Genomic DNA, 14,174 nt, shown 5'->3' with positions numbered 1-14,174 from the left:
CAGCCCGCGCACATTGCTACCGTTTTCCCCAAACGCCCTCTCCGGCACTCAGACACCGCATGCTATTGAGAGCGCTTCAAGCGGAAAAGCCTCCCCCAGAACAGTATCAATCGATATGCATACATCGATAAAAAACAGCCTGCATTTTAAGCGAGCGAATTGAAAACACTAGCGGGAAAACGAAGCAGCTGACGCTCAGTGTCAGGGATACGATCATACTACGTGCGCAAAGGAGAATCCGTATTGCGTTACATTGCAGCAGCTGCCTAAAAGGGCGCCAGATGATGACGCCCAACCAATAGCTGAAACGCACTTGGGCCGATTCAGCAACATCAAGCAACCTTGGCGTTACGCGACTCCTCTTCCACCGCCGCTGGCGCTACAGGAGAGGGTTTACGAGCAGCAAAAACACTGCGTCGATTTATGAGCGATTCCCGAAACAATACCAATATGACACCCAGCATCAGGCCGAGGATCAATCCAGCGCCTATCACCAGGGATTTCTTCGGAAAGATAGGACTCAAAGGCTCCAATGCCTGCTTGTCGATAGCGACCAATTTCAAACGGCTCATATCGATATTCAGATTACGCAGACGAGCCTCTTCAGTTCGTATGGGTTCTACTCCGCTAAGGAATATGTCTTCGTTCTCACGACTGTTAAGTACTTCAATCTGTCGATTGGACTCGAGCAATTGCAGCTCTTTGGCAATCTGTGCGATACGCCCTTCAGTGAAATCATCCGATTTGCGCTGCAGCAAAGCCGATCGCTCGGCCTCAAGGGCCTCGAAGCCCATGAAATATTGGGGAATAGCTTGGTTATTGATTTCGGTACGGATGGTACTGGAAGCGCCGCTACGATCCGAGTCGCCGAGAGACGATGGCGTTGAGGGCTTTCTGATACCTAGCGATTTAGCTATGCCTATGGATTCATTCAACTGCGCCATTCGGTCCATTCGCTGGGTCTTGAGTTGAGCCCTCAGCGCCTTAAGCTCATCGCGCAATTGTGCTCGGCGCATCACATCGGACTCCGTCAACGAGGCGATTTTGGCCTCCTTGTCGGTATCATAACTCGCACGAGCGGCGAGCATCTTGGCATTGAGCTCGTTCAACCGATTCTTAACTATCACGTTCAGATCCGCGGCGATCTGCTGGCGCTCAATCCCAATCGCGTAGTCGATAAAACCGTTGAGGATCGATACGCCATCCACACCTTTCGGGTAATTCATCTGAAGTTTGATGTATGCGCTGAGCGAGTCGGCTTTTTTAGGGTCTGGCAGTACCAGATCAATGGATTTTCGATTGAATTCTTCGAAGCTTTGCTCGAGGGTACGCCCAGGCCGCACGAATGCCTCAAACAGTTTTTGATTGGCGCGGAAAAAACCCAGGCGCGTGTCATATGACTCTAAAGATGCACCCACTCTCAACAATGCCTCTCCCGGCGGGAGGTTATACACATCAGACCGGTTGAGCGCGTCCAACTCATTAATTGCCGCAGGACGCAGCACACTGCTGACCTGATATTCAGGCGTTGCCAGAAAAGCGTATGCTGCGGCGATCAGGCCAGCCAATGCAACGACAAGCACAATAAGCTTTTTTTGCCGCCACAGCGTGTGACACAGGGCAATAAGATCAATTTCATCTGACGATGGATTCAGGGGGGCGCGGAAGCTACTACTCACAACAAAAACCTGCCTTCAAGGAGAAACTGCGGGCTCGTTATGCAGACAAGATTGTGTGTTTTTTATTCTATTTGGATGACCGCAAAAATCCGGCGTCTCTGCCAAATTTTTAGCGCACAAAATGTCCGTTATCGAGAACAGATTGCATTTTGCCACCTCTTCCATACATTACAAGTATTGACATGCCTGTAGGATGATTCCCAAAAGGGCAGGAATAAGTCTAAAAGAAACTCGCCTATAGGGAGGAAAAGATGGCTAGCGGAGAAAACATAAGGGAATGCTCAACGATACTGAGTAGTCTTAGGCCTTCACAAGCGCCGTAACAGAAAAATGGCGCAGCAACACAATGCCATTCAGAGGAAAAAAATCTGACAGACGGTCGTATGAATCTTTAGGCTTTTTGTAAAGAGGCAAGCACCTTTTCTATAGACGTGTTGCAGGTCGGGGTTTAGAACGCCGGCTACGAACCAGCCCCCCCATCACCGGCCCAATCAACATCCCCACAATCAAAGCCACCACCACAAACACCGCCACCGGCATCTGGGCAGTACTCCACCCCAGGAACGTCAACGCAACACTCTGCTGGTTCTCCAGCACAAACGCCAAAACCACCAACGCCGCAAGCACTGCAATCAATACCGCAACAACGCGCTTAACCCCACGCATAACCTTCTCCTACCCCAAAAACACTCAGACGCCTTCTTCCTCTTCTTCGTTCACCCGATCGCGCAATTCCTTGCCCGGTTTGAAGTGGGGTACGAATTTGCCGTCGAGGCTGACGGATTGGCCGGTTTTTGGGTTGCGGCCTACGCGCGGTGCACGGTAGTGCAGTGAGAAGCTGCCGAAGCCGCGGATCTCGATGCGATCTCCGGTGGCCAAGCATTGGGACATTTGCTCAAGCATGGTCTTGATAGCCAGCTCCACATCCTTGGATGAGAGCAGCCCTTGATGGGTGACAATTCGTTCGATCAACTCCGACTTCGTCATATTTTTCCCTTCTTTTTCAAGCAGCTAGGAAAAGCGCTTCGAAGGTTTTAGCATGACTTGATGAATTTGAACAGCCCATGCATCAACTAATCTACAGGCAGAATCAACGCTTATCGCGTAAGCATCCGCCCTCATTTGCAGATCACCAACATCGTCCGAGTCACGGCGCCTGCGGGGTTCCAACCGAACAAGTAGTCACCCTCTTCGTCCTTGGCATCGCTGGAGCGTGTGACAACCTTGTAACCCTGCATCTTGCACTCACGGGCAGCACGCTTTTCGCACTTCTCCCACTTATTACCCAGCCCCGAGCAGTCGATCTCGACCCCGCTGGCGCCGCGCTTTGCGTGGGTCTTGGCGCTGGTGGAGGAGCAGCCTGCAAGCATTACCAATGCAAGTATTACGATAATTCTGTTCATTCAAACCCTTATTGAGTCAGCGACGCGAAATAGCCGTTTTCAAGACTATAGTCAGTTCTGACATTGGGCTGAATGTCTTGGTTCGGTGCAGTTGCTTCATCAAATTTCAGGTACAAAAAAGGGCGACCGAAGTCGCCCTTTTTCTACAGCTTTACAGAACTTAGTTCTGCTTAGCCATTGCCTGGCGCAGCAGTGCCGCCATGGTGGTGTCAGCAGCAGCTTCCGGAGCTTCTTTCAGGCTCTGGATAGCTTCTTTCTCTTCCACTTCGTCTTTGGACTTGATGGAGAGCTGAATCACGCGGCTCTTGCGGTCAACGCTGATGATCTTGGCTTCTACTTCCTGGCCTTCTTTCAGAACGTTGCGCGCGTCTTCAACGCGGTCACGGCTGATTTCGGAGGCTTTCAGAGTCGCTTCGATATCGTCGGCCAGAGTGATGATGGCGCCTTTAGCGTCAACTTCTTTCACAGTGCCCTTAACGATTGCGCCTTTGTCGTTCTCTTGAACGTACTCGGAGAACGGATCGCTTTCCAGTTGCTTGATACCCAGGGAGATACGCTCGCGCTCTGGGTCAACCGACAGGATAACGGTGTCCAGCTCGTCGCCCTTCTTGAAACGACGAACAGCTTCTTCGCCAACTTCGTTCCAGGAGATGTCGGACAGGTGAACCAGGCCGTCGATGCCGCCGTCCAGACCAATGAAGATACCGAAATCGGTGATCGACTTGATGGTGCCGGAGATTTTATCGCCCTTGTTGAACTGGCCAGAGAAATCTTCCCATGGGTTAGATTTGCACTGCTTGATGCCCAGGGAGATACGACGACGCTCTTCGTCGATGTCCAGAACCATAACTTCCACTTCGTCGCCGACTTGTACGACTTTCGAAGGGTGGATGTTCTTGTTGGTCCAGTCCATTTCGGAAACGTGTACCAGGCCTTCCACGCCTTCTTCCAGCTCTGCGAAGCAGCCGTAGTCGGTCAGGTTGGTAACACGCGCGGTGACGCGAGTACTTTCTGGGTAACGAGCCTTGATAGCAACCCATGGATCTTCGCCCAGCTGCTTCAAGCCCAGGGAAACGCGGTTACGCTCACGATCGTACTTCAGAACCTTGACATCGATCTCGTCGCCAACATTGACGATTTCGGAAGGATGCTTGATACGCTTCCAAGCCATGTCGGTAATGTGCAGCAGGCCATCGACGCCACCCAGATCGACGAATGCGCCGTAATCGGTGAGGTTCTTGACGATACCTTTGACTTGTTGGCCTTCCTGCAGGGATTCCAGCAGAGCTTCACGCTCGGCGGAGTTCTCTGCTTCCAGCACGCTGCGACGGGAAACGACAACGTTGTTGCGCTTCTGGTCGAGCTTGATGACCTTGAATTCGAGTTCTTTGCCTTCCAGGTGCGTGGTGTCGCGCACTGGACGAACGTCGACCAAAGAACCTGGCAGGAACGCACGGATGCCGTTAACGTCGACAGTGAAGCCGCCTTTAACCTTACCGTTGATAACGCCCTTGACCACTTCTTCAGCTGCGAAGGCTGCTTCGAGAACAATCCAGCATTCAGCGCGCTTGGCTTTTTCACGGGACAGCTTGGTTTCACCGAAACCGTCTTCAACCGAGTCCAGAGCAACGTGAACTTCGTCACCGACATTGATTGTCAGATCACCAGCATCGTTGTAGAACTGTTCCAGCGGGATCAGAGCTTCAGACTTCAGACCAGCGTGAACGGTTACCCAGCGAGCTTGGTAATCGATATCAACGATAACACCGGTGATGATGGAGCCTGCCTGAAGGTTCAGGGTTTTTAGGCTTTCTTCAAAGAGTTCCGCAAAGCTTTCGCTCATTTTAATTCCTGTTGATAAGGGCGAAGAATACGCCCATCTCCACACCCCAGACGGTATGGGTCAGTTTCAATTAGAAGAAGCACCGCAGGACTATGACTGGTCCCCTGCAGCCTTCTTGGTCACCCGGCGATGTCGCGAATGGCGATCTCGCTCATGATGCGTTCCAGCACCTGCTCGATGGACAACTCCGTGGAATCCAGCTGTATGGCATCAGCCGCCGGCTTGAGCGGGGCTACTGCGCGCTGGGTATCACGCTCATCGCGTGCACGGATCTCATCTAGCAGACTCGACAGACTAACACCATCGACTTTGCCCTTCAACTGCAAGTAGCGGCGGCGCGCCCGCTCCTCGGCGCTGGCGGTCAGGAAAATCTTCAGCGGCGCGTCCGGAAACACTACGGTGCCCATGTCGCGGCCATCGGCCACCAGGCCCGGCGGCTCCTGGAACGCCCGCTGACGCTGCAGCAGGGCATCGCGCACGGCCGGCAACGCGGCAACCTGGGATGCCCAGGAGCCGACTTGCTCGTTACGCAGGTCATCGGTCACATCATCGCCTTCCAGGATAATGCGCTGGGGATGACCTTCCGTCGCGCCGACGAACTGCACATCCAGATGCGCCGCCAGCAGCTTCAGGGATTCTTCGTTGGTCAGGTCGACGCCATGGTTGCGCGCCGCGAACGCCAGCAGGCGGTACAGCGCGCCGGAATCCAGCAGGCACCAGCCCAGGCGCTTGGCCAGGATGCCGGCGATGGTGCCTTTGCCCGAGCCACTTGGCCCGTCGATGGTAATCACCGGTGCTTTGATATTCACAATTGAGCCTCTTGGGCAACACGGATGCCGACTTGGGCACACAGTGTAAGAAAGTTCGGAAAAGATGTAGCAACGTTGGCGCAGTCACGGATACGAATCGGCGCCTCGGCCCGCAGGGAAGCCACGCCGAACGCCATGGCCACCCGGTGATCACCATGGGCCTGCACTTCACCCCCAACCATCGAGCCACCGTCAATGATAATCCCATCGGCCGTGGCTTCACACTTCACGCCCAGGACCAACAGACCATCGGCCATGACCTGGATACGGTCGGACTCCTTGAGGCGCAGCTCCTCGGCACCGCGTAGTACGGTTCGACCTTCGGCGCAGGCAGCGGCGACAAACAGCACGGGAAACTCATCGATTGCCAACGGCACCAGCGCCGCTGGAATCTCGATACCTTTGAGCTTGGCAGCACGTACACGTAAGTCAGCAACCGGCTCGCCACCCACTTCACGCGGGTTTTCCAAGGTGATATCTGCGCCCATCAGCCGCAGGATATCGATCACCCCGGTGCGGGTCGGGTTGACACCGACATGCTCCAACAGCAACTCGGAGCCCTCGGCAATCGACGCCGCCACCAGGAAAAACGCCGCAGACGAAATATCCCCAGGCACTTCAATGTGGGTCGCGGCCAATTTATGGCCCGGTTCCACGGACGCCGTCGCGCCCTCCACTGCCACTGGGCATCCAAAACCACGCAACATGCGTTCGGTGTGGTCGCGGGTCGGCGCAGGCTCGGTGACCGCGGTTTTACCCTGTGCATACAGGCCAGCCAGCAACAGGCAGGACTTAACCTGCGCACTGGCCATCGGCAATGCGTAAGTCAGACCTTTGAGTACCTGACCGCCACGTATGGTCAGCGGCGGGCGGCCTTCCGGCCCGGTCTCGATCACTGCACCCATTGCCCGCAGCGGCTTGGCTACGCGATCCATCGGGCGTTTGGACAGCGACGCATCGCCGGTCAGCACGCTATCGAAGCTCTGCGCCGCCAGTAAACCGGCCAGCAGGCGCATGGACGTACCGGAATTACCCAGGTAGATCGGCCCCGGCGCAGCCTTCAACCCATGCAGGCCAACGCCATGGATAGTCACGCGCCCATGGTGCGGACCTTCAATCACCACGCCCATGTCGCGAAATGCCTGCAAAGTCGCCAGGGCATCTTCGCCCTCAAGGAAACCTTCGACTTCTGTCACGCCCTCGGCCAGCGAACCGAGCATGATCGAGCGATGAGAGATCGACTTATCACCCGGCACCCGAATACGCCCGTTCAAGCGGCCTCCCGGGCTGGCGATGAAAGTCAGCTCATCGGCGCTCACTGCGGTTTCCATATAAGCCCGGCGTGCCAGGATCTTGCTGAAATGTTCACGCGCCACCCGCGCACGGGTGAACACGCCCAACAGTTGATGGCCGTCACCCGCGTCAACCGCGTCACGCAGGGCGTCGAGGTCGCTGCGGAAAGTGTCCAGGGTACGCAACACCGCTTCGCGATTGGCGAGGAAGATATCGTGCCACATCACCGGATCGCTGCCGGCAATCCGCGTGAAATCGCGGAAGCCACCGGCGGCATAACGGAATATCTCCAGGTTTTCATTGCGCTTGGCCAGGGAATCCACCAAGCCAAATGCCAGCAAATGGGGTAAATGGCTGGTCGCCGCCAGCACTTCATCGTGGCGCTCGACCTGCATGTGCTCCACATCCGCCCCCAGCTCGCGCCAGAGACGATCTACGACGGCCAGCGCCGCCGGATCGGTTTGCGCAAGCGGCGTGAGGATCACCTTATGCCGACGGAACAACTGTGCATTTGAGGCTTCCACCCCGCTCTGCTCGGAACCGGCAATCGGATGGCCCGGCACAAAGCGCGGCGGCATTTCGCCAAATGCCAGCTGCGCAGCACGCACCACATTACCTTTGGCACTGCCGACGTCGGTGAGGATTGCCTGCCCCAGATCCATGCCGGCCAACACCGCCAGCAGCTTCTCCATGGCCAGGATCGGCACGGCGAGCTGGATCACATCCGCGCCCTGGCAGGCAATTGCCAGGTCCGCCTCACAGCGGTCCACCACGCCCAGCTCCACCGCCAGCTTGCGCGATTGCGGGTCCAGATCCACGCCCACCACTTCGCCGCATAATCCGCTTTCGCGAAGCCCCTTGGCGAAGGAGCCACCGATCAACCCCAGGCCGACCACCACCAGGCGACCGATCATAGGCACAGCAGGTTGCAATGCAGTGACATCAACCACGGGCCAGAACCTTGGCCAGCGCCTCAAGGAAGCGGCTGTTCTCAGCCGGCAAACCGATGGTGATACGCAGGTGGTTCGGCATGCCGTAGTTGGCCACCGGACGCACGATCACGCCTTCGCGCAGCAGGCCCTGAAACACCGGGGCAGCCACCTGGCCGAGATCGACGCAGATGAAGTTGCCCTTGGACGGAATCCAACCCAGGCCCAACTCGCGAAAGCCTTCCTGCAATTGCAGCATGCCGCTTTCGTTGATGCGACGCCCTTCTTCCAGGTACTCGGCATCCTTTAACGCCGCACACGCAGCCGCCAGGGCCAGGCTGTTGACGTTGAACGGTTGGCGCACACGGTTGAGCACGTCGGCAACCACCGCCGTGGACAAGCCGTAGCCAACCCGCAGCGACGCCAGGCCATACGCCTTGGAGAACGTGCGCGATACCAGCAGGTTCGGGTAGGCCGCCAGGAAGTCGAGGCCGTCCGGCAGGTCGCTGCCTTCGGCGTACTCGATGTAGGCCTCGTCCAGCACCACCAGCACGTGCTCCGGCACATCCTGCAGGAATTCGTTCAGTGCCTGCTCGTCGAACCAGGTGCCGGTCGGATTGTTCGGGTTGGCGATAAACACCACGCGAGTTTGCGCGTCGATGGCCGCCAGCATTGCCGGCAGGTCGTGCCCCCAGTCTTTGGCAGGGATAACACGGGCATCAGCCCCCACAGCCTGGGTCACAATCGGGTAGACCGCAAACGCGTGCTCGCTGAACACCGCATTCAAACCCGGGGCCAGGTAGGCACGGCCGACCAATTCAAGGATGTCATTGGAGCCATTGCCCAAGGTCACCTGATTCAGCTCGACCCGGCACTTGTCCGCCAGCAGGGACTTGAGCGCAAAGCCGTTGCCATCGGGGTAACGGGTCAGCTCGGCCAGCTCTTCCCGAATCGCCGCAAGCACTTTAGGGCTCGGGCCCAGCGGGTTTTCGTTGCTCGCCAGCTTGACGATTTTGGACGGGTCCAGATTCAACTCACGGGCCAGCTCGTCCACAGGCTTGCCTGGAACATAAGGCGAGAGTTGTTGCACGCCCGGCTGTGCCAGGGCGAGGAAGTTGCCACTCATGTCAAAGCCTCACAAAACCGCTTTCGGGTACGAGCCCAGCACCTTGAGTGCTACGGCTTCCTGACTGATTTTCTCCAGCACGCCCTTGACCAGTGGGTCGCGGTGATGGCCGATGAAGTCGATAAAGAACACATAAGTCCATTTACCGCTGCGCGAAGGACGCGTTTCGATGCGCGTCAGGTCAATCCCGTTATCGTGGAATGGCACCAGCAGCTCATGCAGCGCGCCGGGCTTGTTGCTCATGGAGACGATAATCGAGGTCTTGTCGTCGCCGGTCGGCGGCACTTCCTGGCTGCCGATCATCAAGAAGCGCGTGGAGTTGTCCGGGCGGTCCTCGATCTTTTCGGCCAGGCGCGTCAGGCCGTACAGACCCGCAGCCATATCACCGGCAATCGCGGCCGAATTCCACTCACCCTTGACTCGCTTGGCCGCTTCGGCGTTGCTGGACACCGCCACGCGCTCCACATTCGGGTAATGCGCGTCCAGCCACTTGCGGCACTGGGCCAGGGACTGGGCGTGGGAGTAGATGCGGCTGATGCTGTCGGTCTTGGTGTTCTCACCCACCAGCAGGTGATGGTGGATACGCAGCTCGACTTCGCCGCAGATCACCATGTCGTGCTCGAGGAAGCTGTCCAGGGTGTGGTTGACCGCGCCTTCGGTGGAGTTTTCCACCGGCACCACGCCAAAATTCACCGCCCCGGCCGCCACTTCGCGGAACACTTCGTCGATGGCCGCCATCGGCTTGCTGATCACCGCGTGGCCGAAGTGCTTCATGGCCGCCGCTTGAGTGAAGGTGCCTTCCGGGCCGAGGTAAGCCACTTTCAGCGGCTGCTCCAGCGCCAGGCACGAGGACATGATTTCACGGAACAACCGCGCCATCTCTTCGTTGCCCAACGGGCCCTTGTTGCGTTCCATCACGCGTTTGAGCACCTGGGCTTCGCGCTCGGGCCGGTAGAACACCGGCACTTCGCCTTCCGCCAGGGACGCCATTTTCACCCGTGCCACTTCCTGGGCACAGCGCGCGCGCTCACTGATCAGCTCGAGGACTTTCTCGTCCAGGCTGTCAATGCGTACGCGCAGGGCCTTGAGTTCTTGCTCAGACATTAGCCGTGTTCCTTTTCGAACTCTGCCATGTAGGCCACCAACGCGTTGATCGCGTGGATGTCGACAGCGTTGTAGATGGAGGCGCGCATGCCGCCGACCGAACGGTGGCCCTTGAGGTTCAGCAGGCCGCGCTCGTCGGCGCCGGCCAGGAATGGCTTGTCCAGGCGATCATCGGCCAGGCGGAATGGCACGTTCATCCACGAGCGGTCAGTCAGGTTGATCGGGTTGCTGTAAAGGCCGCTGGCGTCGATGAAGTCGTACAGGGTGCGCTTCTTCTCTTCGTTGCGCTTGCCCATGGCAGCCACACCGCCCTGCTCTTTCAGCCACTCGAACACCAGGCCCGAGAGGTACCAGGCGAACGCTGGTGGGGTGTTGTACATCGAGCCGTTATCGGCCGCGACCTTGTAGTTGAGCATGGTCGGGCACAGCGAGCGCGCGCGACCGAGCAGGTCTTCGCGGATGATATTGACCAGGATGCCACTCGGGCCGATGTTCTTCTGTGCGCCAGCATAGATCATGCCGTACTTCGACACGTCGATTGGGCGCGAAAGGATGTCCGAAGACATGTCGCACACCAGCGGCACGTCACCCACTTGGGGCACCCAGTCGAATTCCAGGCCGCCAATGGTTTCGTTCGCTACGTAGTGGACGTAGGCCGCGTCCTTGGACAGCTTCCACTCGTTCTGGCCAGGAATGGCGAAGTAGTCGTAGGGCTTGGCGGTGCCTGCCACATTGACGTGACCGTAGCGCGAAGCCTCTTCAATGGCCTTCTGCCCCCAGATACCGGTGTCGATATAGTCAGCACTGCCATTTTCCGGCAGCAGGTTCAGCGGCAACTGAGCGAACTGCTGGCTCGCACCGCCTTGCAGGAACAGCACTTTGTAGTCGGATGGGATGTCCAGCAAGTCGCGCAGGTCCTGCTCGGCCTTGGTGGCGATGGACACGAACTCATCGCTGCGATGGCTCATTTCCATCACGGAGAGGCCTTTTCCATGCCAGTCGAGGAGTTCACCCTGCGCACGCTGCAGGACTGCTTCAGGAAGCGCCGCGGGACCGGCACAGAAGTTATAGGCTCTCTTGCTCACATCCAATCTCACTTTGATTTGGTGGGGCTGCAATCATGTCAGCACCGCCCTCATTCTGGAGCGGACATCTGTGGGAGCTGGCTTGCCTGCTCCCACATGGACCGCGTCCAGGCAAAGGGCGCTGTGTTTCATAGGGGACAAACAACAAGGGGGCGAATCTTCATCCGCCCCCTGTGTGTCCGCTTATTCCTGCGGTTCTTCTTCGTCTGCGGCAGCGTCGAGGGTTGGCTCGTCGACATTGTCATCGCCGGTTGCGATCACCTCGCCTTCAAAGTCTTCACCTTCGAGCTCTTCGCCTTCGACTTCCGATGGTTCCTGCACACGCTCCAGGCCCACCAGTTTTTCGTCCTTGGCCAGCTTGATCAAGGTTACACCCTGTGTGTTACGGCCCAGGCTCGACACTTCGGCGACACGGGTACGCACCAGGGTGCCCTGGTCGGAAATCAGCATGATCTCTTCGCCATCGAGCACCTGCACCGCGCCGACCAGACGGCCGTTGCGGTCGTTGCTGACCATGGCGATCACACCTTGGCCGCCACGCTTGTACTCCGGGAACTCGCTGATGGCGGTGCGCTTGCCATAACCACGCTCGGAAGCGGTGAGGATCTGGCTGCCTTCTTCCGGGATCAGCATGGAAATCAGCTTCTGCCCTTCCGGCAGGCGCATGCCGCGTACACCGCGGGCGGTACGGCCCATGGCACGCACGTCGGATTCCTTGAAGCGGGTGACCTTGCCGCCGTCGGAGAACAGCATGACTTCGCGCTCGCCATCGGTGATGGCGGCGGAAATCAGTACGTCGCCTTCATCCAGCTCCAGGGCGATCAGGCCCACGCTGCGTTGACGGCTGAAGGATTCCAGCGGGGTCTTCTTCACGGTGCCCTTGGCGGTCGCCATGAAGATGAAGTGACCTTCGGTGTACTCCTCGACCGGCAGCATGGTGGTGATGTATTCATCACTGTCCAGCGGCAGCAGGTTGACCAGTGGGCGACCACGGGCGGCGCGGGAAGCTTCCGGGATTTCGTAGGTTTTCAGCCAGTATACCTTGCCCTTGCTGGAGAACAGCAGCAGCGTGGTGTGGCTGTTGGCGACCAGCAGGTGAGCGATGTAGTCCTCATCCTTGACGCCGGTAGCCGATTTGCCTTTACCGCCACGGCGCTGGGCCTGGTACGCAGCCAGCGGCTGGGTCTTGGCATAGCCGCCGTGGGAGATGGTCACCACACGCTCTTCTTCCGGGATCATGTCACCCAGGGTCAGGTCGAGGCGTGCATCGAGGATTTCGGTGCGGCGCACGTCGCCGTATTCGGCACGGATCACTTCGAGTTCTTCGCGGATCACTTCCATCAGGCGCACGGCGCTGTTGAGGATGCGGATCAGCTCGCCGATCTGGTTGAGAATCTCCTGGTACTCGGCCAGCAGCTTCTCGTGCTCAAGGCCTGTGAGGCGGTGCAGACGCAGCTCCAGGATAGCCTGGGCCTGTTCCGGCGACAGGAAGTACTTGCCTTCGCGCAGGCCGTACTGTGGGTCCAGGGTCTCTGGACGGCACGAGTCGGCGCCGGCACGTTCAACCATGGCCACCACGGCGCTGGATTCCCAAGGCGTGCTGATCAGCGCTTCCTTGGCTTCCGACGGGGTTGGCGAGGCCTTGATCAAGGCGATGACCGGATCGATGTTCGACAACGCAACGGCCTGGCCTTCCAGGATGTGCCCGCGCTCGCGGGCCTTGCGCAGTTCGAACACGGTACGGCGGGTCACCACTTCGCGGCGGTGACGTACGAAGGCTTCCAGCAGGTCCTTGAGGTTCAGGATGCGTGGGCGGCCGTCGATCAGTGCAACCACGTTGATACCAAACACGCTTTGCAGCTGGGTCTGGGCGTAGAGGTTGTTGAGGATCACCTCAGGCACTTCGCCACGACGCAGCTCGATCACTACGCGCATGCCGTCCTTGTCGGACTCGTCGCGCAGCTCGGTGATGCCTTCGAGCTTCTTCTCTTTAACCAGCTCGGCGATCTTCTCGATCAGGCGTGCCTTGTTCAGCTGGTACGGGAGTTCGGTGATGACGATCTGTTGGCGGCCACCGACCTTGTCGATGTCTTCGATCATCGAGCGGGCGCGCATGTAAATGCGCCCGCGACCGGTGCGGTAGGCTTCGATGATGCCGGCGCGACCGTTGATGATCGCGGCGGTCGGGAAGTCCGGGCCCGGGATGTACTGCATCAGCTCATCGACGGTCAGCTCAGGGTTGTCGATAAGGGCCAGGCAACCGTCGATGACTTCACCGAGGTTGTGCGGCGGGATGTTGGTGGCCATGCCCACGGCAATACCGCTGGAACCGTTGACCAGCAGGTTGGGGATGCGGGTGGGCATGACAGCCGGGATCATTTCGGTGCCGTCGTAGTTCGGCACCCAGTCCACGGTTTCTTTATGCAGGTCGGCCAGCAGCTCGTGCGCCAGCTTGGTCATGCGCACTTCGGTGTATCGCATGGCCGCGGCGTTGTCGCCGTCGACCGAACCGAAGTTGCCCTGGCCGTCTACCAGCAGGTAGCGCAGGGAAAACGGCTGGGCCATCCGAACGATGGTGTCGTACACCGCAGTGTCGCCGTGAGGGTGATACTTACCGATCACGTCACCGACAACACGGGCAGATTTCTTGTACGGCTTGTTCCAGTCGTTACCCAGCTCGCTCATCGCGAACAGCACACGCCGGTGCACGGGCTTCAAGCCATCGCGCGCATCAGGCAGTGCCCGACCGACAATTACGCTCATCGCGTAGTCGAGGTAGGACTGTTTCAGCTCGTCTTCGATATTGACCGGGAGGATTTCTTTGGCCAGTTCGCCCATGAGAAGCCTGATTCCTTTTTCGGGTGAAACTTCGTCACATCCATACGGGACGAACGAAGCTCGCC

11 protein-coding genes are annotated in these 14,174 nt (G+C 58.3%); all 11 read right to left on the bottom strand.

Translation table 11 applies throughout. The annotated features are described in order from the left end of the window. Positions 1 to 332 precede the first annotated feature (332 nt). A complete protein-coding gene (locus TU73_RS18255) occupies positions 333 to 1,679 on the bottom strand; it encodes a Wzz/FepE/Etk N-terminal domain-containing protein (protein WP_057013387.1) in 1,347 nt (448 codons plus the stop codon). 423 nt (positions 1,680 to 2,102) lie between these two features. Further along, positions 2,103 to 2,345 (bottom strand): lipopolysaccharide assembly protein LapA domain-containing protein, encoded by a 243-nt coding sequence (locus TU73_RS18250; protein ID WP_057013386.1) that lies wholly within the window; start codon positions 2,343 to 2,345, stop codon positions 2,103 to 2,105. 24 nt (positions 2,346 to 2,369) lie between these two features. Beyond that, positions 2,370 to 2,666 (bottom strand): integration host factor subunit beta, encoded by a 297-nt coding sequence (ihfB, locus tag TU73_RS18245; RefSeq protein WP_003189779.1) that lies wholly within the window; start codon positions 2,664 to 2,666, stop codon positions 2,370 to 2,372. A gap of 131 nt (positions 2,667 to 2,797) precedes the next feature. Further along, positions 2,798 to 3,082, bottom strand: coding sequence for a hypothetical protein (locus TU73_RS18240; protein WP_057013385.1), 285 nt, complete (start codon positions 3,080 to 3,082; stop codon positions 2,798 to 2,800). 160 nt (positions 3,083 to 3,242) lie between these two features. Then, entirely contained in the window at positions 3,243 to 4,925 is a 1,683-nt protein-coding gene (gene rpsA / locus TU73_RS18235; protein ID WP_057013384.1) for a 30S ribosomal protein S1, read from the bottom strand. A 119-nt stretch (positions 4,926 to 5,044) separates the two neighbouring features. Further along, positions 5,045 to 5,734: a (d)CMP kinase gene (gene cmk / locus TU73_RS18230; RefSeq protein WP_034102642.1), complete on the bottom strand. Its 690-nt coding sequence runs from the start codon at positions 5,732 to 5,734 to the stop codon at positions 5,045 to 5,047. After that, positions 5,731 to 7,941, bottom strand: coding sequence for a bifunctional prephenate dehydrogenase/3-phosphoshikimate 1-carboxyvinyltransferase (locus tag TU73_RS18225; protein WP_057013383.1), 2,211 nt, complete (start codon positions 7,939 to 7,941; stop codon positions 5,731 to 5,733). Before TU73_RS18225 ends, cmk begins: the two co-directional genes overlap by 4 nt. Positions 7,942 to 7,969: 28 nt before the next feature. Beyond that, complete coding sequence (gene hisC / locus TU73_RS18220; RefSeq protein ID WP_057013382.1) at positions 7,970 to 9,082, bottom strand: histidinol-phosphate transaminase; 1,113 nt, start codon at positions 9,080 to 9,082, stop codon at positions 7,970 to 7,972. Between the two features lie 9 nt (positions 9,083 to 9,091). Beyond that, entirely contained in the window at positions 9,092 to 10,186 is a 1,095-nt protein-coding gene (pheA, locus tag TU73_RS18215; protein ID WP_003172650.1) for a prephenate dehydratase, read from the bottom strand. Next, on the bottom strand, positions 10,186 to 11,271 hold the full coding sequence (gene serC, locus TU73_RS18210; RefSeq protein ID WP_057013416.1) for a 3-phosphoserine/phosphohydroxythreonine transaminase: 1,086 nt from the start codon (positions 11,269 to 11,271) through the stop codon (positions 10,186 to 10,188). The genes pheA and serC overlap by 1 nt, the downstream gene beginning before the upstream one ends. Positions 11,272 to 11,454: 183 nt before the next feature. Then, a complete protein-coding gene (gyrA, locus tag TU73_RS18205; protein WP_057013381.1) occupies positions 11,455 to 14,109 on the bottom strand; it encodes a DNA gyrase subunit A in 2,655 nt (884 codons plus the stop codon). Positions 14,110 to 14,174: the final 65 nt, after the last annotated feature.

Source organism: Pseudomonas libanensis, assembly GCF_001439685.1.
Taxonomy (GTDB): Bacteria; Pseudomonadota; Gammaproteobacteria; order Pseudomonadales; family Pseudomonadaceae; genus Aquipseudomonas; species Aquipseudomonas libanensis.
Note: the sequence above shows the minus strand (reverse complement) of the source record. Positions and strands in the feature narration are given on the sequence as shown.